At 68.0% G+C, this 19,788-nt stretch carries 14 protein-coding genes and 4 pseudogenes; 8 read left to right on the top strand and 10 right to left on the bottom strand.

Annotation, left to right across the window (positions count from 1 at the left end; translation table 11 throughout):
• From ACFV20_RS30675 to ACFV20_RS30665, 3 genes are all read left to right on the top strand, one after another.
• Window positions 1-2,003: polymorphic toxin type 43 domain-containing protein (locus tag ACFV20_RS30675; RefSeq protein WP_385662487.1), on the top strand; the 2,003-nt coding region annotated here is incomplete at its 5' end.
• Complete coding sequence (locus ACFV20_RS30670; RefSeq protein WP_385662484.1) at window positions 2,000-2,557, top strand: hypothetical protein; 558 nt, start codon at window positions 2,000-2,002, stop codon at window positions 2,555-2,557. The genes ACFV20_RS30675 and ACFV20_RS30670, both read left to right, overlap by 4 nt.
• 157 nt (window positions 2,558-2,714) lie before the next feature.
• Entirely contained in the window at window positions 2,715-3,701 is a 987-nt protein-coding gene (locus ACFV20_RS30665) for a Dyp-type peroxidase (RefSeq protein WP_385662481.1), read from the top strand.
• Between the two features lie 79 nt (window positions 3,702-3,780).
• Here the strand turns inward: ACFV20_RS30665 and ACFV20_RS30660 are convergent, their stop codons facing one another.
• Window positions 3,781-4,092: a hypothetical protein gene (locus tag ACFV20_RS30660; protein WP_385662478.1), complete on the bottom strand. Its 312-nt coding sequence runs from the start codon at window positions 4,090-4,092 to the stop codon at window positions 3,781-3,783.
• A gap of 69 nt (window positions 4,093-4,161) precedes the next feature.
• A complete protein-coding gene (locus ACFV20_RS30655; protein ID WP_385662475.1) occupies window positions 4,162-4,614 on the bottom strand; it encodes a hypothetical protein in 453 nt (150 codons plus the stop codon).
• A gap of 77 nt (window positions 4,615-4,691) precedes the next feature.
• On the opposite strand from ACFV20_RS30655, the pseudogene ACFV20_RS30650 reads away from it, so the two are divergent.
• Window positions 4,692-4,865, top strand: a pseudogene (locus ACFV20_RS30650) (ATP-binding protein); the annotation flags it as partial.
• Between the two features lie 51 nt (window positions 4,866-4,916).
• Here ACFV20_RS30650 and ACFV20_RS30645 read toward each other — a convergent pair.
• Both ACFV20_RS30645 and ACFV20_RS30640 read right to left on the bottom strand, forming a co-directional pair.
• Window positions 4,917-5,555: an HAD family hydrolase gene (locus ACFV20_RS30645; protein ID WP_385662472.1), complete on the bottom strand. Its 639-nt coding sequence runs from the start codon at window positions 5,553-5,555 to the stop codon at window positions 4,917-4,919.
• 290 nt (window positions 5,556-5,845) lie between these two features.
• Window positions 5,846-6,228, bottom strand: a pseudogene (locus ACFV20_RS30640) (transposase); the annotation flags it as partial.
• Window positions 6,229-6,376: 148 nt separating this feature from the next.
• Here ACFV20_RS30640 and ACFV20_RS30635 point away from each other — a divergent pair.
• Window positions 6,377-6,767: pseudogene (locus ACFV20_RS30635) on the top strand (transposase); the annotation flags it as partial.
• Window positions 6,768-6,815: 48 nt separating this feature from the next.
• Complete coding sequence (locus tag ACFV20_RS30630; protein WP_385662470.1) at window positions 6,816-7,862, top strand: hypothetical protein; 1,047 nt, start codon at window positions 6,816-6,818, stop codon at window positions 7,860-7,862.
• Window positions 7,863-8,350: 488 nt separating this feature from the next.
• Here ACFV20_RS30630 and ACFV20_RS30625 read toward each other — a convergent pair whose 3' ends face one another.
• From ACFV20_RS30625 to ACFV20_RS30615, 3 genes and pseudogenes are all read right to left on the bottom strand, one after another.
• Window positions 8,351-9,007 carry an SMI1/KNR4 family protein gene (locus ACFV20_RS30625; RefSeq protein ID WP_385662468.1) on the bottom strand — a complete coding sequence of 219 codons (657 nt, stop codon included), beginning with the start codon at window positions 9,005-9,007 and terminating at the stop codon, window positions 8,351-8,353.
• Between the two features lie 398 nt (window positions 9,008-9,405).
• Window positions 9,406-10,317, bottom strand: a complete 912-nt coding sequence (locus tag ACFV20_RS30620; RefSeq protein ID WP_385662465.1) for a hypothetical protein — start codon at window positions 10,315-10,317, stop codon at window positions 9,406-9,408.
• A 609-nt stretch (window positions 10,318-10,926) separates the two neighbouring features.
• Window positions 10,927-11,507 (bottom strand): annotated as a pseudogene (locus tag ACFV20_RS30615) (hypothetical protein).
• 658 nt (window positions 11,508-12,165) lie between these two features.
• On the opposite strand from ACFV20_RS30615, the gene ACFV20_RS30610 reads away from it, so the two are divergent.
• On the top strand, window positions 12,166-14,709 hold the full coding sequence (locus ACFV20_RS30610; protein ID WP_385662463.1) for a GH32 C-terminal domain-containing protein: 2,544 nt from the start codon (window positions 12,166-12,168) through the stop codon (window positions 14,707-14,709).
• A gap of 145 nt (window positions 14,710-14,854) precedes the next feature.
• On the opposite strand, the gene ACFV20_RS30605 is transcribed toward ACFV20_RS30610, so the two are convergent.
• From ACFV20_RS30605 to ACFV20_RS30595, 3 genes are all read right to left on the bottom strand, one after another.
• On the bottom strand, window positions 14,855-17,026 hold the full coding sequence (locus tag ACFV20_RS30605) for a hypothetical protein (RefSeq protein ID WP_385662460.1): 2,172 nt from the start codon (window positions 17,024-17,026) through the stop codon (window positions 14,855-14,857).
• 99 nt (window positions 17,027-17,125) lie between these two features.
• Entirely contained in the window at window positions 17,126-17,428 is a 303-nt protein-coding gene (locus tag ACFV20_RS30600; RefSeq protein WP_385662457.1) for a putative quinol monooxygenase, read from the bottom strand.
• Window positions 17,429-17,453: 25 nt separating this feature from the next.
• Window positions 17,454-18,440: a carbohydrate kinase gene (locus tag ACFV20_RS30595; RefSeq protein ID WP_385662454.1), complete on the bottom strand. Its 987-nt coding sequence runs from the start codon at window positions 18,438-18,440 to the stop codon at window positions 17,454-17,456.
• A 249-nt stretch (window positions 18,441-18,689) separates the two neighbouring features.
• On the opposite strand from ACFV20_RS30595, the gene ACFV20_RS30590 reads away from it, so the two are divergent.
• Window positions 18,690-19,706: a sugar ABC transporter substrate-binding protein gene (locus tag ACFV20_RS30590; RefSeq protein ID WP_385662451.1), complete on the top strand. Its 1,017-nt coding sequence runs from the start codon at window positions 18,690-18,692 to the stop codon at window positions 19,704-19,706.
• Window positions 19,707-19,788 lie beyond the last annotated feature (82 nt).

Genomic DNA, 19,788 nt, shown 5'->3' with positions numbered 1-19,788 from the left:
CCACCGGCAAGGTCACCTACGACTACGACAACGCCGACCGCCGCAAACTGATGACCGCAGCCGGAACCAGCACCACCTACGGCTACGACAAGTCCAGCATCCTCAAGTCGGTCAAGACCGGCACCCAGGACGTCACCTTCGGTCTGGACGACGTGGGCCGGGAGAAGACCGCCTCCCTGCCCGGCGGCATCACCCGCACCACCGGCTACGACACCACCGGCGTCATCAAGTCCATCGCCTACGCACAAGGCACCAAAACGGTCGGCGACCTGACGTATGCCCGGGACGTCCGCGGCCTGCAGACCGGCCTGACCGGCTCCCTGACCAAGGTGGCCCTGCCCGCCGCGGAGAGCGGCACCCAGTTCGGCGAGGACAACCGCATCACCACCTATGGCGGCCGCACCTTCACCTACGACGATGTCGGCCAGCTCAAGAACGACGGTCTGCGCACCTACACCTGGAACGCCCGCGGGGAGTTGACCGGCCTGGTCAAGGCAGGCACCGCGTCATCGTTCGGCTACGACCCGCTCGGCGGACGCATCTCCAAGACCAACGGCACCGCCACCAGCCGGTATCTGACCGACGGCACCAACCCCCTGGTCGAACAGAACGCCTCCGGGACAACGACAGCCAGCGTGGCCACCTCGGGCCTGGACGAGTTCCTCACGCGTACCGAAGGCGGCAAGACCCAGGTCTACCTCACCGACGCGCTCGGCACCGTCGTAGGCCTGGCCAACACCGACGGCACCATCGCCACCACCTACGCCTACGACCCGAACGGCACCCCCACCGCCACCGGCCCCGGTACCACGGCTTCCAACCCCTATACCTTCACCGGCCGCGAAGACGACGGCACCGGCCTGCTCTACTACCGCAACCGCTACTACGACCCCCAGACCGGCCGCTTCATCTCCCAAGACCCCATCGGCCACGCCGGCGGCACCAACCTCTACCAGTACGCCCTGTCCTCCCCCACCACCTACACCGACCCCACCGGCAACAACCCCCTCATCGCCGGCTGCATCATCGGCGGCGTCGTCGACGGCGGACTCGACTGGCTCACCCAGCGCCTGTCCGGCCGCAAAGTCAACTGGGGCCAAGTCGGAGTCGCCGCCGCAGCCGGCTGCCTCGGCGGCATGCTCGGTGCGGGCTTCGGCTCCAAGCTGGGCCGCTGCATGGTCCCCAACAGCTTCACCGGCGACTCCCCCGTCCTTATGGCCGACGGCACCCGCAAGCCCATCAAGGACATTCACATCGGTGACACCGTCATCGCCACCGACCCAGAGACAGGTGAAAGCGGTCCACGTGCAGTCACCACTCTGATCAGCGGCAACGGTGACAAACAACTTGTTGACATCACCCTCGACGCCGACGGACCTTCCCAGACTGCATCCGGAAAGATCACTGCAACCGTCGGTCACCCCTTCTGGGTCCCGGACCGACACCAGTGGTTGGACGCCGGCGACCTCGAACCCGGCCAGTGGCTGCAGACCAGCTCAGGTACCTGGGTTCAGATCGCTTCCGTACGCCACCGCACACAGTCCGTCCCGGTGCACAACCTCACCGTCGAAGACCTTCACACGTACTATGTCTTGACCAGCGGAACCCCTGTTCTGGTTCACAATTCCAGTTGTTTCATTCACGGAAGCGGACCAGTTAAGGGGGTACTTGAGGCCAGCGACCGCGTCAAATCCGTTCGCGCGATCAAGAACTTCAGCCCGAACGGTGAAAGGGACTTCATCTTCGATCCCACCACGGGACGTTTCGCCACCGGAGCCAATCAGGGAGTTGGAGGTCATGATTTCCTCGGGAGCGCGGTCGATGCTAACAAATCCACGATGGTGGGAGGTCGGCTACGCCGAGGGCCGAATGGTGAATTGCAGACCAATCAGTGGTCCGGGCACTATGGGATGAATTGGAACGACTCGGTAAGGAAGGCCTTCCAAGACTTCATGGATCAACAGGGCATTTCCGTGAGTCACACGTCTAGCATGTACTGGTGACGACGTGGAATCTCTGCAGGATCGCCCTCAAGGCAGGCGCAGTGACGAAGACTGATCTGGCCGCGGAGCTCTCTGCTGTACCTGAGAGCTCCTGGATCACCTCCCAGTACCCGGATCAAGCAGGAACCATTGTATGGCTTCCGCTAGTACGGATCAGTGCGACGGGTATCTGGCTGGGACTTGATCGAAGGGGGGTGTGGACGCTTGGGAGACTCGAAGGTGCGGTCGAATCTTCGGAGAAGAACCTACCCTCCTCTTGGGTGACGATGTTGGACTCAGACGAGAAGTCAATTCGCGCAGAGTTGAACATCACTGCTGAACGATTCGGCGTGTCACCCAGCATTCTTCAGGACTTGCTTCCCATCGAAGGCGTGCTGTCGATGGCGTTGCGCAGCAGGAGCGACCACTGGATAGAACGAGCACTTAGCTGGTTGTCGAATAGGGATCTCTCGCGAGAGCACCTCGAATTGCTTCGCGAGGTGTCAATGACCGCGTGGGTAAATCAACGGACTAGGCATGCCGCAAGGCGTCTAGCAAGAGCAGCTGAAGAGTGAGGCTACAGTTCATCCCGACTGCCGTTCGAGTGCCCGTATGCACCACGGAGAGGGGGAACGGAAGATGACAGGACGCTGGGATCGGCGAGCGGTCCTGCGTGCCTCCGCCTTGACCAGTCTGGGAGCCGGTGGACTCGCTGCTGTGGGCGCTGTAACCATGAGCAACAGCTCTTCCGATCAGCAGGATGTCCCGGCCCACCTGCGAGGGACGGCCCCCTTGCCGTATGCCACGGTTATCGCCATCGACTTAACCTCAGGCAGCAAGCGATGCGGTGAGACGCTGAGCGCCGCGTATCATGCTGTCGCTGCGATCGATGGCGGGAAAATCGCTGCCTGGCTGGCGCTCGGTGAAGGCGCTTTGCCGTCTCGGTCAGACAGGCCACGGAACCTGAGAAGAATGCCATCGTTTGCGGGTGACGTGCTGGACCCTGCCCAGACACATGGCGACCTCTTGCTCCAGATCACAGGATCCTCAGCCCGCGCCGTACGACAGGCCGCGGAACAGGCACTTCGCGCACTGCCACAGCAGCAGCTGCGCTGGCACGCGGACGGCACCCGTCCCGAGAACCGCACCGAGGACGGACGAGGACTGTCCCGTAACCCGTTCCACTTCACCGAAGGGCATGGAAACCCCGCTACTACGGCCGAGATCACCGAACGCGCGACCGTTCGCGTCGGTCAGGGCGAACCATCCTGGGCTGTAGGCGGCAGCTATCAGGTAATCCGGGTCATCCGGCTCGCCACCGGCTTCTGGGACCGCGACTCGGCCCACGAGCAAGAGCGCATCACCGGCCGCCGTAGGAACGGCCGATGGCTGGACGGCACACCCAGCACTGAGAGGGCCGCCTTCGCCACTGACCCCCACGGCAAGATTACCCCGCTCGACGCACACGTGCGCAGAGCTGCGCCCAACCCGCGCACTCCTCCCCCGATGGTCCGGCGCAGCTACAACTACAACCGAGGGCCGGATGACCAGGGGTTGATCTTTTCCTGCTTCCAGAGCGATCTGGAGAAGGGCTTCGAGGCGGTGCAGCGCAGGCTCCAGGGCGAGGCCATGGCCAAGTACACCCTCACCACGGGAGGCGGCTACTTCTTCGTCCCGCCGCCCGGAGACGCCTGGCTCCGCGCGCTGACACAGAAGTGATTGCGGCCTGGATCATCGATGCCTGGGCACCGCGAGGTTTCGCCACTGTGCATGGTGGGCTACTGCGGGTGGCCCGGGCTCACAAAGCGCCGGTTTTGACGATGAGGTCGGCGAGCGGCTGTTTCTCGACGTAGCGGAGGGCAGAGTGGGGATTGCTGATGCCGTTGCTCACGGGTTCGTCGCGGGCGGCCGGGGCGACGGCGGCCAGTCTGCTCTGGGCGACGATGTCACCGGCGGCGTGCAGGTTCAACCATTTGATGCCGTCGGGTAGTGGGAGGACGGCGTCCTGGCCCAAGGAGTGGCGGATGGTGGGCCATGCGAGGGGGGAGCCGCAGGTGACGAGGGTGGTCAGGCTGTCGGGGCCGGGGCCGGTGTCGTCGCGGGTGAGCATGTCGAAGGCGATGACGCTGCCCAGGGAGTGCGCGATGACCAGGCGGGGGCCGGGGCGGTGCAGTTCGGTTCAGAGATCGGCGCGGATGCGCTCACCGATGTCGTGGCGGAGGTAGCGGTAGACCTGGCGGGCGAAGCGCAGCAGGCGCCGTCCCGTGCCAGGACCGATCTTGTGGTCGACGGCGACCACGGCTTGGGCGACGGGGCGGGGGATGTAGGGGATGCCCAGGCCGAGTGTTTCGGTCTCGAGTTGTTCGGGGTCGAGGTCGGGCGAGGTGTACTGGGCGAGGGTGTCGAGGACGAAGGCCTCTTCCTGTTCGGTGAAGGGGTCGGTGTCGTCGACGAGCGGGGTGTCGTCCTGTGCGCCCAGGCGTTTACTCGGGATGCGGAAGAGGTTTCCGTAGTAGGCCACCGTCAGCGGTGGGATGGGGCAGTCGGGGCCGTGGTGCCGGGATCCTATCCGGCCGCAGGCGGCAGCCGCATCGTGGCTGGAGGCCTGGTGGGTGATTAGAGTGCTGGACAAGATATGCGTGAGGGGGCGTAGTTGAACGCGGTGGCAGCGTGGCCTCGGCGGCTGGTGGTCGTTGCGGTCGATGAGGCGCCATCGCCTCCAACGAGTCCTTCGGCGGCTGGACCAGGACGTTCACCGATCCTCGTCTCTGCGCCGCCATCGTCGACCGCCTCACCTTCAACGGCACCATCATCGAAACGGGCACCGACTCCTACCGCCTCGCCAGCACCCGAGCCCGAGCCCAACACGCAGAAGCGGGCTGATCAACCGTTTCAACGCCTGGCCGGCAACCGCGAAGACCGGCCAGGCCGACATCATCCGAGCGGGACCCGCCCTGGGGCCAAGGGCCCGGCATCCAGATGAGCTGCGATGCGCGTGACGGTTCGGGCGTTGTCTTCGAACAGATGCGCCTGCATGCCCGCCGTCTGGGCGGCCTCAACGTTGACTGCGACATCGTCGATGAACAGGCAGTTTTCCGGCCGCACGTCTAAGCTGGCGCATGCGGCCTCGAAGGCACGCAGGTCGGGCTTCTCGATGCCGATCTCGTGCGAGTAGACGATCTGCTCCACCAGTTCGTCGAAGTGATACAGCGTCGTCTCCCGCTCCCGGGCGCCGACGAAGCTGTTGCTCAGGATGCCCAGCCTGCAGCTTCCGCTCAGCCCTCGCACATAGTCGATGAACTCCTCGTTCGGCGTCCCCAGGTATTCCGCCCAGAGATCAGCCATGAAGGCTTCAACCTGGGGGGCGTCGAGTCCTAATCGGACCGCCACCTGTTCGCGCACCTCGCGCTCGCTGATGCTCCCGACGCTCCCGGCCCGCCACACGTCGTGCATCCGTTCATGGACAGTGCCCAGTGGCAGTTTCAGCCGCTCTTCCCACCGTTGCACCCATCCAGTTTCCGGCGTGATCTCCAGCACGCCCCCGATGTCGAGAATGATGCAGGTCGCAGTCACGCGAACTCCCCCTCTTCATCCTGGCCTGACCAGCGAGCACAGACCGCCCGCTCATGTGATCGACAGAGACACTGTCGCCTCTCCCGGCGAGGTCAAGTGATCTCCGAAGCTTGTGACAGCCCTGTCGCAACCCGCCAACCCGACTCGCCTCAATCAGCAGGTGACTGCAAAACTCGTGACGATCCGCGAAGCCGTCGACCAGACGCTGCCGTCCAAACTCGTCAACAAACGCTGTCGCAAGAAGTGATCGAAGCCACAAGGCGGTCGCCCTGCGCCGTGGTGGTGCGTCACAGGTGCGACCAGAGGCCCTCGACCGGGTTGGGGTCGGGTGCGTAGGGCGGGAGTTGGTAGACGGTGAGCCAGTCCTGTTGAGCGATGTAGCGGCGCATCCCGGGCGGTGAGGTGGGTGCTCAGGTTGTCCCAGACCAGCACGTCGGGCCGCCAAGTTGCTGGTGCGCGGCACGGATCAGATCGCGGTAGTCCTTCCAGGAGAAGCTCTTGCGCCCGTCGGGCCGGGCGTCCGGGCAGGGCCGGTGGAGCAGGCGCGATCGTTCGCCGGCCTTGCAGCAAGCCAGGGCGGCCGCCGAGAGGCGGCAGCGCCCAGCGGCCCCGCACGCGGACCGCGGGGTTGTGGCTGCGGCGGGACCAGGTGCCGGGTGGTGGGCGGCGTCATCGAGAATCCGGCTTCGTCCTCCAAGATGAGCCAGGCGTCGAGCGCCGCCACGGTCCTTCCACCTCGGGCCAGGTCTCCTTCATCCAGCCGGCCACCAGGTTCTCGCCCGGCTCGATCGCACGCCGGGCAGGCCAGGGACGTACCTGCCTTCACTTACGTCATGGCCCGTTTGCGTGTTCCCCGACGAGGCGGACGGCCGCGACCCTGGCCGGACGTGGTCCTGGCAGACAACGCCTACTCGTCCCCCGCGATCCGCGACCACCCGCGCAGGCGCGGCATCCGGGCGGTGATCCCGGTCCCGGCTGATCAGCATGGCCACCGGCTGCGACGCGGCAGCCGGGGCGGCAGACCACCGGCCTTCGACCGCGAGACCTACAAGCAGCGCACCGCCGTCGAACGGTGCATCAACCCCGAGGCAGTGGCGCGGCATCGCCACGCTCTACGAGAAGACCGCGACCATCTACCTGGCCGGACTCCATACTGCCGGCCTTTTCCTCCGTCCGTCTGCTGACAGAGGGAGGCTGCATGGTGTCAGCTGACGTAGATCGGTACGCCCATTGTCAGACGCTGCTGGCAGCATCACCGTTATGAACGCCACCTTCACCACCCCACCGCGGCCGTTCGACATCACCGCGCTCTTTCCTGAACTGGCTCCTCTGGCGCGGACGGCGACCCGGCTGCACCCGCGGCCGGGGGCGCCGACCGTGCGCGACAGCTCCGTGGGCGGCCCGCTCCTGTGGCCCGCCGGCGAGCCGTGGCCGCACTGCGACGAACCGCACGACAGACACGCGACGCCGGTGCTCTACTCACCGGACGACGTCCAGCTCCTCCGCCACGACCGCGCCGTAGCGGCCGAGCGGTTACGCCTCGACCCCCAGGCACCTCAGTGGACCCCCGAGGAACTGGCGACCTGGGAGCGGATCAACCTGGGCCGCCCGTGGTTCGATGCCCCCATCCCCCTCCTGCCCGTCGCCCAGCTCTACGCCCGCGACGTCCCCTTCCCGTGCCCGCCCGACGCGGACCTCCTGCAGGTCCTCTGGTGCCCCTTCGACCACGAGATGGCCCACCCCCGGACAGCCCTGTTCTGGCGCTCCTCCGCCACCGTCACCGACGTTCTCGACGCACCGCCCGAACCTCCCATCATCCAGCGGGACTGCTACCTCCCGGAGCCGTGCCTGTTCTCACCGGAGCAGGTCACCGAATTCCCCCACCCCGGGGAGCTGAGCAAGGAGCTCTGGGAACAGCTGGACGACATGAACCGCTGGGAGACGATCGATCCTGCGCGGTACAACACGTACGCGGACGACCCGGGCGAGCTCTACCTGAACAACCTCTCCACCGCCCCTGGCTGGAAGACCGGCGGCTGGAGCAGCTGGCCCCGCACCGACCCCAAGCCCCGCCCCTGCCCCGCGTGCGGCACCGAGCAGGTCCCGCTACTCACCATCGCCTCCTCGGAATGGGACGGCGGCAGCGGGACCTGGATCGCCAAGGAGGAACCGACCAACCCGGCCCCGCCTCCCCTGGGAGCCCAGGACGGCAATTTCACCTCCATCGACATCATCGGCGGCTACGACCTCCAACTCCATGTCTGCCCGGCATCCCCGCACCATCCGCACATCGAACTGCTCCCGTGAGCCCGACGGAAGTCCTCCGCGCCGACGCACACCCCCCTAGCGGTACCGCGATCGAGTCTCCAGTCAGCAACCTGGCCAACCACCAGATGATCCAAACGACGGGCCCTGGTAGTGCTTCGTCACGTTGAGTGATCTTGGCTGATAGTGAGCGGCTTCTCGGGGCGAGGTCCGGGCAAGTGGAGTGGCTCCGGGACGAGTTGGCGGAGTTCGTTGCCGATGTGTTCGGGTGTTGCCGGGGCGGGATCAGCGGCGGTGGGGCGAGTGTAGGACGAGGCGACACCGACAGGCCCCCGATGGCCCTACCGGCAGCAGCCTGCAGCCGTGGAAGCGCGGTTCGCCGATCACGGCGGTCTGTGGCGGGCCGGTGCCCTTGTCACCCGCTTCGGCGGACCGGGCACCGGCCGCGCTCATGTGACCCAGTGGCTCTGCACGGGAACCGAGCCGCCGGTCGACGGCTTCGGGACTCACCCCGTGACCCCATCGTTTGATCAAGGTCGTTCAGGAGTCTCCGACGGCCGGGCCGGCGGTTCGAGGGCCCCTTCGGCGAAGGCCCTGAGGTGCCTCCATGGCGCGGGGCCCCACCTGGCGCTCCCCGCGATCGCCGGGGAGGACAGCCCCAGCGCGGCGTTGTCCTTGCCGTCCCGCATGTGGTTGAGCCAACGCTCGTACCAACTGAGGAAGTCCGGTGCCGAGGAGACGTTCGGAGGCCAGAAACCGTCCGCGTTGCCGATGACCACACGGCCGGTAAGGGGACCGGTCACTCCGATGAGGCACAGATCGCTACAACCCATCTCGATGATGTGAAGGAACAAGTCACCCTGCAGCGCGTACGGGTGGTCCACATGCCTGAATCCCCTCGGACTGCCGTCCGCCGGCTTCCGGTTCATCGTGAACAGCCTGCACTTCTCCAGCGGAAGAAGGCCGTAGAAGGGGCCAGCACCCCTGCCCCCGAGTTCGATAAGGAACGCTCTGTATGCCGCAGGCAAGAGAATGTGGTGCTCCGCCTCGAAGGCGTCCGCTTCTGAAGAACCGATGCGCGGACCAAGACGGAACTGGTGGCCCTCTCCGCACACGGAGTGGCTTCGTTGCGCCTGGTACGGCATCTTCGCCAGCTTGGAGCGGATACGGGATATCCGGGCGTCCATGGAGGGATCTCTTCTCTCGTCTCAGGCACCCTATCGATCGATCCGGCAGAGACACATCCGAGGGAGTGGCGTTAACGGTGTGGACTGGCCCACTACCCGCTCCGCGCCGGACGCCGCGAGGGCATTCGCCCAGGCTGGAGCGTTCGTTCTGCTCTTCGTGCGGCCGGGCCTCGGAACCGCCGGCACCCTTCGCTGCCCGGGTATCTCGCCGGCGACGCCGCGCAGCACGTACCGGAGCAGGTGCAAGGACCCCAGCAGGTGCAAGGACCGACAGGCGGGGCCGAACCGGCATCGCCCCGCCCGTGATCCGTGTGCCGCCCAAGACGCCCGGCCCGAACCCTCTTCGAGAGGGTTTGGGCCGGGCGGTGTGGCTGTGGGCGGGTGTCAGGACGTGCGGGTCACACCCTGCTGAGGCGAACCGCAACCGTCTCGCCGACCGTCACCGGCTGCTCGTAGTCCGGGTCCGTCGCCGTCGCCCGGCCCTCCACCTCGACGTCCCCCTTCTGGAAGGGCACCGATCCGGTGGGCACGGCCGTAGCGGTCCAGGCGACCGGGGCGCCCGGGGTGCAGGAGACCGACGCGGAGAAGGAACCACGGATGAGGTCCCGCTTCTTCACCTGCGTGACGTCGCCCCCCACGCTCACCCGCACCGGCTTGTTGCAGCTCACCGTGCCGTGGAAGGTGGCCTTGCCGTTGAGGGAGCTCGCGGTGCCGGCCACGGCGACGTCGAGACCGAGACCGAGTTCGGCCGGCGGGGCAGGGTTCTCGATGTGGACCTCGCCGCGCGCGGCCGGGAGGCTGTGCTCGCAGTGCTGCACGAACGTGGCGTCGAGTTTCTTCACATAGCCCTGAGGGCCGAACTCGAGCGCGGAGATCGTGAAGGTGCCCGTGAGCTGGTTGCAGCCGCGGCCGTTGCCGTCGAGCGACAGGCCCGGTTCGCTCCCGCTGTGAAACGGATAGCGGGTGGCTCCCGTGTAGGTCCCCGTCGTCAGGCTCGTGCCGGAAGGCGCCGCCAGGTCCAGGGACCACCAGTCACCGTTCGCCGCGCGGACGGAGACGCTCACCACCCGATGGTCACTGCTACCGGAGACGTTCATGCGGTCCTGGGACGCCGTCGTGTAGGCGTAGGACTTGCCACCGCTGATGTAATCGCCCTCGTCACCGCTGAAGTTGAAGGAGCCCTCGGTGACCGGCAGAGCCTGCGCCTCGATACCCGAAAGCAGACCGGTGGTAGCGGTGGCCATGGTCAGCGCCAGCGCAAGGGTGGTGACGGCACGGCCCAGGACGCGACTGGGCAGACTGAAGTTCATGGATGCTCCCCCTGGTGAGATGGGCGTACGCCCGGTCCGCCGACGAGATGCTCCGCGCACGCACAACCACCCACGCGTTTCGCACACGCGTCCGCTTGCATCCGTCGGTGAGGCGAGTCTGCCAACCGCTAGGGCAGGCGACAACTGTGTTTCAGGTGGCGTGAGTTGCTGTTTCAGCCAACACCAATTGCCCCCCTCGCCGGGGCGAGGGTGCGGGTACGGGGTGACACCGCTTGAACAAGGCCACACCCGCGCGACTTGTCGCCACTCATGAGTGGCGCGACGGCCGCACCCACACCGCTCAGGGGAGCGGCCGGCCCTGCCGCCGATGCCGCCGTGCCCCGGTCCCAACGTGCAGAAGCCGGTCCCCTGCTCCGCAAAAGGCCAAGGCCCGTGCAAGCCACACCACGCCCCTGCCCGAGAGGGCCAGGACGGCCATTGCCCGGTACAGCCAGTTCACCACCAGACAGCCCGTGGCGGGCCAGTTCACGCACAACTGACCGCGGATGCGTCCCGCAACCTGCCACACGAACTCCCCCGCCACCACCTCACCGACCCGGCCTCGACGACGGCACGACCCGCCGATCCCGGTGGGACGCCGCGGCGAAACTACGCGTGGGGGGAGTCCTGGCCGGCCGCCTTGTCGGGCTGGGGCTGGGTGGTGTCCTTGTCGGCGGTGGCGGAAGGGCGGGTGGACTGGGCGTACCAGCTGGCGAGGATGCGTAGCTTTTCGAGGTCGTCGTCGGTCTTCCCGGCGTGGACGAAGAGGATCTGGTCGGGGTCGCCGGGCAGGGAGAGTGCCTCGTAGGTGATGTCGAGGCGGCCGACGACGGGGTGGTTGAATCGTTTGGTGCCCCAGGTGCGTTCGACGACGGTCCGCTCGGCCCACCAGGTACGGAACTCGGGTGATAGCGAGTTCAGTTCGGCGACTACTGCGGCGATCTGCGGGTCGTTGGGGTTGCGGCCGGCCTCGGCGCGTAGCACGCCGACGACCTCGGAGGTGACCTGTGCCCGGTCGAGGTAGAGGGAGCGGGCGGCTGGGTCGAGGAGCATCCAGCGCAGCGGGTTGCGCTCGCCGGGCGGCGGTGGTTGAACGGGGTGAACAGCGCGTCGAGGAGTTCGTTGGAGGCCAGGACCTCGTTGCGGCGGCCGAGGACGAAGGCGGGCTGGTCGTGCAGTCCGTTCAGCATGCGCAGCAGTTCCGGCCGCACCGGCTGGGGCGGTGCGGCTTGCGCGGACCGGCGGGGCTGGGGGCGCAGCAGGTCGCGCAGGTACTGGGTCTCGGCCTGGGTGAGTTGCAGGGCCTCGGCGATGGAGAGGATGACGCCTTCGGAGGCGCTGGTGAGCCGCCCCGCCCTGATGAACGGATGCGCCGAAGTCGTCGGCGGCAACGCCGCCACCAAACGCACCACCAGCGTGATCGCCGTCAGCGATGAAGACGATCCCCGGCGGCCGGTTGCAGCGGGTGGACGCAGCGCCCGGCGTCGATCAACGAGAGGATGTCCTGGAAGGTCCGTGTCAGCGGCCCGCGCGGGACCCGGTGGCCCAGATTCGCTCGCCCGAGCCGGGTCCTGGCGACGAGCCCCTTCGCATTCTCCCGGAGAGGATCGAGACGCGAAGGCCGCAGGGAGCACCGAGCGCGCCGGATCAATTCCTCTCCCGACCGTTGACGCGGCCACCTGACTGCGTCTCATAATCGGGCAGCCGCTGTCATCGATGACACAAGTCAACGATGACATCCTCGGGCGACGACGGGGCAGCCTTCGTCGGGCCGGGGTGCACTTCTCGGTCGTCGCGCTGGGATTCTCCCCGGCCGCTGCGTCGACGACCGTGGGACAAGGAGCCGCTATGAGCCGTACACGCGTTTCCCGGCAGGCCCGCATGCGGGTGGCGACGGTGGTGAGCGCCTTCGTTCTGTCGGCGGCCCCGCTCACCCCGCAGGGCGTCGCACAGACGTACACCGAGACCTACAGGCCCCAGTTCCACTTCACACCGCAGAAGAACTGGATGAACGACCCCAACGGCCTGGTGTATTACAAGGGCGAGTACCACCTGTTCTACCAGTACAACCCGAACGGTAACTCCTGGGGCGACATGTCCTGGGGGCACGCGGTGAGCAAGGACCTCGTGCACTGGGAGGAGTTGCCGCTCGCCCTGTCGCACGACGACAAGGAGATGGTCTTCTCCGGCGGCGCGGTCGTCGACCGGAACAACACCACCGGGTTCGGCACCAAGGAGAACCCGCCCATGGTGGCGATCTACACCAGCGCCTACAAGAACGGCGGCAGACAGGCCCAGTCGCTCGCCTACAGTACCGACCGGGGCCGCACCTGGACCAAATACCAGGGCAATCCCGTGATCGACATCGGCTCCGACAACTTCCGCGACCCCAAGGTGCAGTGGTACGCGCCGACCAGGAGCTGGCTGATGACGGTGTCGCTGTCCGCCGAGCACAAGGTGCGGTTCTATTCGTCCAAGAACCTCAAGGACTGGGAACTGCAGAGCGAGTTCGGGCCGGCCGGTGCGACGGGTGGCGTGTGGGAGTGTCCTGATCTGTTCCCTCTCGCGGTCGACGGGGACCCGGAGAAGGTCAAGTGGGTCCTGGTGGTCAACCTCAATCCCGGTGGCATCGCGGGTGGTTCGGCCGCCCAGTACTTCGTCGGGGACTTCGACGGCACGACGTTCATCCCTGACGACAAGGGCGCCTACACACCGCCCACGGGTGATGTCGTGCAGGACTTCGAAGGCGACGGTTTCGGGGACTGGGCGGTGAGCGGGACCGCGTTCGGCCGAGGTCCGGCAACCGGGACGCTGGACGGCCAGCAGGCCGTCTCGGGCTTCGACGGCAAGGGTCTCGCCAACAGCTTCCACGGTGGTGACGGCACCACCGGCACCCTCATCTCCCCCGAGTTCACCGTGACCAGCCCGTACCTGAACTTCAAGATCGGTGGCGGGCGGCATCCGCACAAGGCCGGTACCGTCCTGGACGGCACCGCGCCCGAGGGCACGGTCCTCGCCGACTTCGAGGGCGGCTACGGCGACTGGACGGCCACCGGCGACGCCTTCGGTACGGCACCGGCCACCGGCACCCTCCCCGGCCAGCAACAGGTCTCCGGATACCTGGGCAGCGGCCTGGTCAACACCTTCCGCAGCGCTGACTCCACCACCGGCACCCTCACCTCGCCCGAGTTCACCGTCGACAAGAAGCACATCAACTTCCTCGTCGGCGGCGGCAACCACCCGGCAGACGCGGCCAACCCGACCTCCGTCGAGCTCCTCGTGGACGGCAGGGTGGTGCGCAGCGCCACGGGGAAGGACTCCGAGGCGCTCGACTGGACCTCCTGGGACGTCGGCGACCTCGCAGGAAAGAAGGCCCGGATCAGGATCGTCGACGACAACACCGGCGGCTGGGGGCATGTCAACGCCGACCACATCGTCATGTCCGACACCGCGGTCCAGCGCGCCTCCCAGGAGACGTCCGTCAACCTGATCGTCGACGGCAAGGTCGTCCGCAGCGTGACCGGCACCGACAGCGAGGCCCTGGACTGGGCGTCCTTCGACATGCGCCCGTACGCCGGCAAGAAGGCGCAGATCCGGATCGTCGACACGAACACCGGCGGCTGGGGCCACGTACTGGCCGACCGGTTCACCATGGCGGACAAGCCCGCCGAGTCCGTCCTGGAGCGGGCCGGCTGGGCCGACTACGGCAAGGACTACTACGCGGCCGTGTCCTGGGAGGACGCGCCGGACGGCAAGCGGTACATGATCGGCTGGATGAACAACTGGGACTACGGTCAGTCCGTCCCCACCTCCCCGTGGCGCGGCGTGCAGAGCGTCCCGAGGGAGATGGCCCTGCGTACCGTCGACGGCCGGATCCGGCTGACCAGCAAGCCGGTGGGCAGTCTCGCGTCCCTCCGGCAGACCGGCCCGGCGAGGGCGTCCGGCGTCACCGTCACCAGCACGTCGAAGTCCCTGACCGGCCTCGGGGCCCAGGGCAAGGCGCTCGACATCGAGGCGGCCTTCTCCCTCAAGGACGCCAAGCGCTTCGGCCTGAAGGTGCGCACGGGTGCGGGCGGCGAGGAGACCGTCGTCGGCTACGACGCCGTCACACAGAAGCTGTACGTCGACCGCAGCCGATCCGGCGCCGGGGACTTCAGCGGCGCGTTCCCGGGTGTGCAGACGGCTCCGCTGAAGGCCGAGAACGGCAAGGTGCGGCTGCGGATCCTCGTCGACTGGTCGTCCGTGGAGGTCTTCGGCGGCGACGGCGAGGCCGTGATCACCGACCAGATCTTCCCCGCCCCCTCCAGCACCGGCGTCCAGGTGTTCGCCGAGGGAGGCACCGCGACCCTCGACGTCCTCCGCGCGTGGCGGATGAAGTCCATCTGGCAGTGACGAGCTGGTCGTGCACGAAAACCGGGAGGCGCCGCGCGGGCGCCTCCCGGTGAAGCAGAGGGCGAGGAAAGCGAAGGAACTTGCGTCATGTGGAGTGAATGAGAAGGAAGTCCCCTCATGGCCTCGCCGTCGGCAACGCTAGCACTCAGGACGGGATCAGGTCGCGCAGATTTTCGAGGGTGATGATCCGGGAGTCCGGGTGCAGACCCTCGGGCCGTTCGAGACCGATGTACGTCACGGGCTCCTGAGGGACCGGCTCGCCGTCCCACAGGTCCACGGCGGTGTTGTCGCGGGACATCAGATCGACCAGGTACCTCGTCGTCAGCTGCTCCCGCTCCATGAGGGCACGCACCGCCTTGGACACCGACACCTGGTTCTCCTCGACCCGGTTGGCCTCCGTGATGCCCCTCAGATACAGGTGCAGCCACTTCGCGCTCCACGTGCCGTCGTCCCCGCGCCGGAAGACCAGGGGCAGTGCCACCCGGCCGACCCCACGCAGCTCCGATTTCATCCGCACCGTGCGCGGCTCGAACGGCCGGCCCTTCTGCGCACCGTCGCGCAGCATGAACCCGAAGAAGGACTCCTCGACGTCCTCGAAGCTCTCGCCCGCGTAGATGTCGACCTGCGGAACGATGTACGTGCCGCGCACCCGGCCCAGGGACAGGTCGATGAACTCCGAGGCTCCGTCGGGAGCTTCGGTGACATCGCCCGAGTGCTTGCCGCCGACGGCAGTGAGGGCCGTGTAGGAGAGCCAGGAGTCGGTGCTGTAGTCGCCGCGCAGAAGCAGGGCCGACAGGTCGTAGTCGGTGCGGAACTCGGTCTGCTTCCAGTACACGAAGAAACGCAGCAGTTCGCCGTCGACCCGCGAGAGCGAGCCCCGTGGCAGGACACCGAACCCGGCCGCGGTCGCCCGGCCGCTGAGCGGGAGTGCCACGTCGAGGACGTCGGGGTCGAGCAGCAGCCGGCCCGGTGCGGGGAGCCGGCGGCGGATCTCCGCGTCGAGGGCGGCGATCAGACGATCGCGGTCCGCGGCCGGCACGGGGCGCCGGGCGTCGGGGGCCACCCAGGCGCGGCCCCGGCGGTTGACGAAGATGCGGGGTTCGCCGGTCTCCCGCTCCCGATTGTGGAAGTGCTCACGGACCGAGAGAACGACCCGGCCGGAGACCTCGGGAGCGACCTCGACCGCGGCGGCGACCACCGCGTCCCGCTCCTCCTGGCCGGTGGCGACGCGCAGCAGGCGGTCCAGGGTGCGGAACAGCTTGCCGGGCGCGGACGTCAGCAGCTTCACCGCACCGGTGGTGTCGCGGGCGTCGAGCAGCTGCGCGACGCGGCTGTCGAAGGAGCGGGCCTCCTTCTCGCCCCGCGCCACGGCGAACACGTCGGCGGCGTGCGGCCAGCGGGGGTACTCGTGCGGGTGGAGACGCTCACCGAGGCGCTTGAAGGGCTCCCGGTGCGCGTGCACGTCGGCGAGTTTCGCCGGGTTCGCCGCGACGACCGCGTCGAGGCCCGCGAGCAGCCCTCGGCGCACCGGCCGGGGCAGCGATCGGAAGCGGGTCGGTTCCTGGAGCGTCACGTCGCCGCCCGACAGGGCGCAGGCCAGGCGCAGCACGTCGGTGACGGTGTTCAGCAGGAGGTCGGCGCCGACGGCGAGGCGGGCCTCGTTGACGACCGCCCTGTTCTCCCGGACAGGGATCGACTCCGGCTGGGGGCCCAGGGCGCATCGCCCGGCGAGGGTCCGGAGGTCGCGCAGGTGCTCCTCGCCCAGGGGTGTCGTGCTGCCCGCCAGGGCCAGGTAGAGGTCCGTGATCTCGGCGTCCAGGTCCCGTCCGAGGTGCAGGACGGTCACCCGGTCGCCAGCCGAGGCGATGAGTTCGTCCTGTGCCGCGAGCATCTCCTGGTAGGTGTGCTGGTAGCGGCCGTACGTGGGGAGGCTGAGCAGGTTCAGGACGCCGTGTGTCAGCTGCGTGAGCACGTTCTCGCGCGAGGTGTCGTCGGCGAGCGCCTTCGCCACGCACCGCATCCAGAACTCTTCGGTGTCCGGCACGTTCGCCGGGAAGTTGATGAAGTAGGAGTTGTGCCGGACATGGTCGCCCACCATCTCGCGCACGGTGGCCAGCGTTCGCCGGGCGGTGTGCACGACCGCCGCCTCGGACAGCCCCGACAGGTGCTCCAGCAGCTCGGCGGAGAGCTTGAAGCCCACGGAGGTCAGCGCCGCGTCGAACTGCCGGGCGGCGGTGGCGCCTTCCCCTGCGGAGCCCTTGGGGGAGGGCAGGCGATGGGTGTGCCGGAGGACCAGCGATTCGAAAGTGTGCGCCATTCGGGGATGATCGCAGAGGTGCGCGAGGCGGCGCACCGGAGTTTTCCGCGCGACGCCCTCCCCCCGGGGCCTGCCGTGAGCAGCCTCGGCCGACGCCCGTCAGGGACGCGCGGCCAGCGGATCGAGGAACGTCAGTACGGAGGCGTCCTCTTCGATCAGCGGTGTGAGCGCGGCGTTGAACGGGCCGCCGTACGGGGCGTTCAGGTGCGCCTGGAAGGCGTCTTCGTCCCGGTAGACCTCGAAGATCCAGTAGGCGCGGGGGCTGGCGGCCTTGGTGTAGACGTCGAACGCGAGGTTGCCCTCCTCCTCCCGCACCTTCAGGGCGTACTCCTGGATCAGGCGGGTGACCTCGTCCTCCGCTCCCTCTCGGGCGGTGAATTCGGCGAGCAGGGTTTTCGTCATGGGTTCTTGTCCTTGTCGGTGGGGTTCAGTGGGTGGAGTCGAGGTGCCGGACCGCGGTGGTTTCCGGCGTGGGCTGCGGCAACTGGTCCTGCCAGGGCGGGTTGGGGCCGGCGACCGAGCAGGTCAGTGCTGCCACCCTCACGGCGAACAGGCAGGCCGCCTCGACGTCGGCGAGGCTCAGGTCCGTCAGCCTGCCGCCGAGGAGGCCGTGGGTGCCGAGGTGGTGCAGCAGACCTGCCGTGAAGGAGTCCCCGGCACCGACCGTGTCGACGACCGGCGTCGCCACCGCCGGCACCTGCACGCGCTCACCGTCGAGTGAGACCAGGGCTCCTACTGCGCCGCGCGTGATCACCACGAGCCGTGTCCCCGCGGCGTGCCAGGTGTCGCACGCCTGCTCGAGCGGGGTTCCGGGCAGGAGGAGTTCCAGGTCGTCCTCGCTCAGCCGCAGTACGTCCGCGAGGCCGCACCAGTGCGCGAGCCGGGCGCGGTAGACGTCGGGGTGCACCAGGAGCGGGCGGACGTTGGGGTCGATGCTGATGGTGGCCCGGGGGGCGGCCGCTGCCAGGAAGGCTTCCACCACCGCGGCTCCCGGTTTCCGGACCAGGGCGAGCGAACCGGTGTGCACGCAGGCGGTGTCGGCCAGGTCCACCCGGCCCAGTTCCGCGCTCGTCCACTGCCAGTCGGCGGTGGCCTGGGCGTGGAAGGAGAACGCGGCCCGGCCCTGGTCGTCCAGTTCGGCGACGGCGAGCGTGCTGGGCTCTGCGGCCTCGACGGCGTGCGAGAGGTCCACGCCGGATGCCGCGAGGTGGGCCCGGAAGAGGCGGCCGAACACGTCGCCGGACAGCCGCGCGAGGAAGCGGGCAGGGGTGCCGAGGCGCGCCAGGGCCACCGCCGTGTTGGCTGGCCCGCCGCCCGGCAGGACGCGCAGGGCGAGTTCGTTCGGGGCGGGGGCGGGCTCGGTGAACGCGTCGGCGACGCATTCGCCGAGGACGGTGATCTGGCGTGGGCTCATGGGCTGCTCTTCTCTGGGGTCCGCTGAGCGGAAACGGGCACGACCCGGGCACGCCGGTGAACGGCTTCGGGCGGGCGGCCGCCGAGGGGCGTTGCCGATTTGTGACGGGTGCAAGGCATTGACGTTGCCGGTGAGCGGAGTCCATCATCCTCGCCAAGCAGTGTCAACGATGACATCAGTCAACGTTGACATCGCGGGACGGCAGGCCTCGCTGCCGCCCACCCGCCCGACATCGCGCTGGAGTCGTTCATGTCACGCACCTCTCGTCCGTCCTCCTCCCTCCTCAGAGCCGCCGCGTGCACGGGCATCGCGGCCCTGACCCTGACCGCCTGTGGATCCGGATCGGGATCGGGCAGCGCGAGCACCGGCTCGGGCGACGTCAAGGTCGGCCTGATCACCAAGACCGACACCAATCCGTTCTTCGTCAAGATGAAGGAGGGCGCGGAGAAGTCCGCGAAGGCCGAAGGCGTCAAACTCATGACCGCCGCCGGCAAGTTCGACGGTGACAACGCCGGGCAGGTCACCGCGATCGAGAACATGGTCGCCGCCGGAGTGAAGGGCATCCTGATCACTCCGAGCGACTCCAAGGCCATCGTGCCCGCCATCGAGAAGGCCAAGGCCAAGGGCGTCCTGGTCATCGCCCTGGACACCCCGACCGAGCCGCAGAGCGCGGTGGACGCCCTGTTCGCCACCGACAACCTCAAGGCCGGTGAGCTGATCGGCGAGTACGCCAAGGCCGCGATGAAGGGCAAGACCGCGAAGATAGCCGCCCTGGACCTGGCGCCGGGCGTGTCCGTCGGCGTCCAGCGGCACAACGGTTTCCTCAAGGGCTTCGGCGCCACGGACAAGGACGTCGCCTGCGCCCAGGACACCGGCGGCGACCAGTCGAAGGGCCAGACGGCGATGGAGAACTGTCTCCAGAAGGAACCCGGCATCAACGTCGTCTACACCATCAACGAGCCCGCCGCGCTGGGCGCGTACACCGCGCTCAAGGCCAAGGGCCGGGAGAAGGACGTCCTGATCGTCTCCGTCGACGGCGGTTGCACCGGCACCAAGGCCGTCAAGGACGGAAAGATCGCCGCGACCTCGCAGCAGTACCCGCTGAAGATGGCCGCCGAGGGCGTCAAGGCCGTCGTGACGTACGCCAAGGACGGCAAGAAGGCGTCGGGCTACACCGACACCGGCGTCACGCTGATCACCGACAAGGCACAGGACGGGGCCGCTTCCAAGGACACCGCCTACGGCCTGGACAACTGCTGGGGCTGAGCCGCCGGCCCCCGCCGCCACCGTTCGCCACCCCTCGGCGGGGCGGCCGGTCCCTCCTCCCCGGTCCGGGACGGCCGCCTCC

Origin of the sequence: Streptomyces sp. NPDC059696, from assembly GCF_042733745.1 — a bacterium.
Classification (GTDB): domain Bacteria; phylum Actinomycetota; class Actinomycetes; order Streptomycetales; family Streptomycetaceae; genus Streptomyces.
This window is presented reverse-complemented; position numbering and strand designations above follow the sequence as displayed.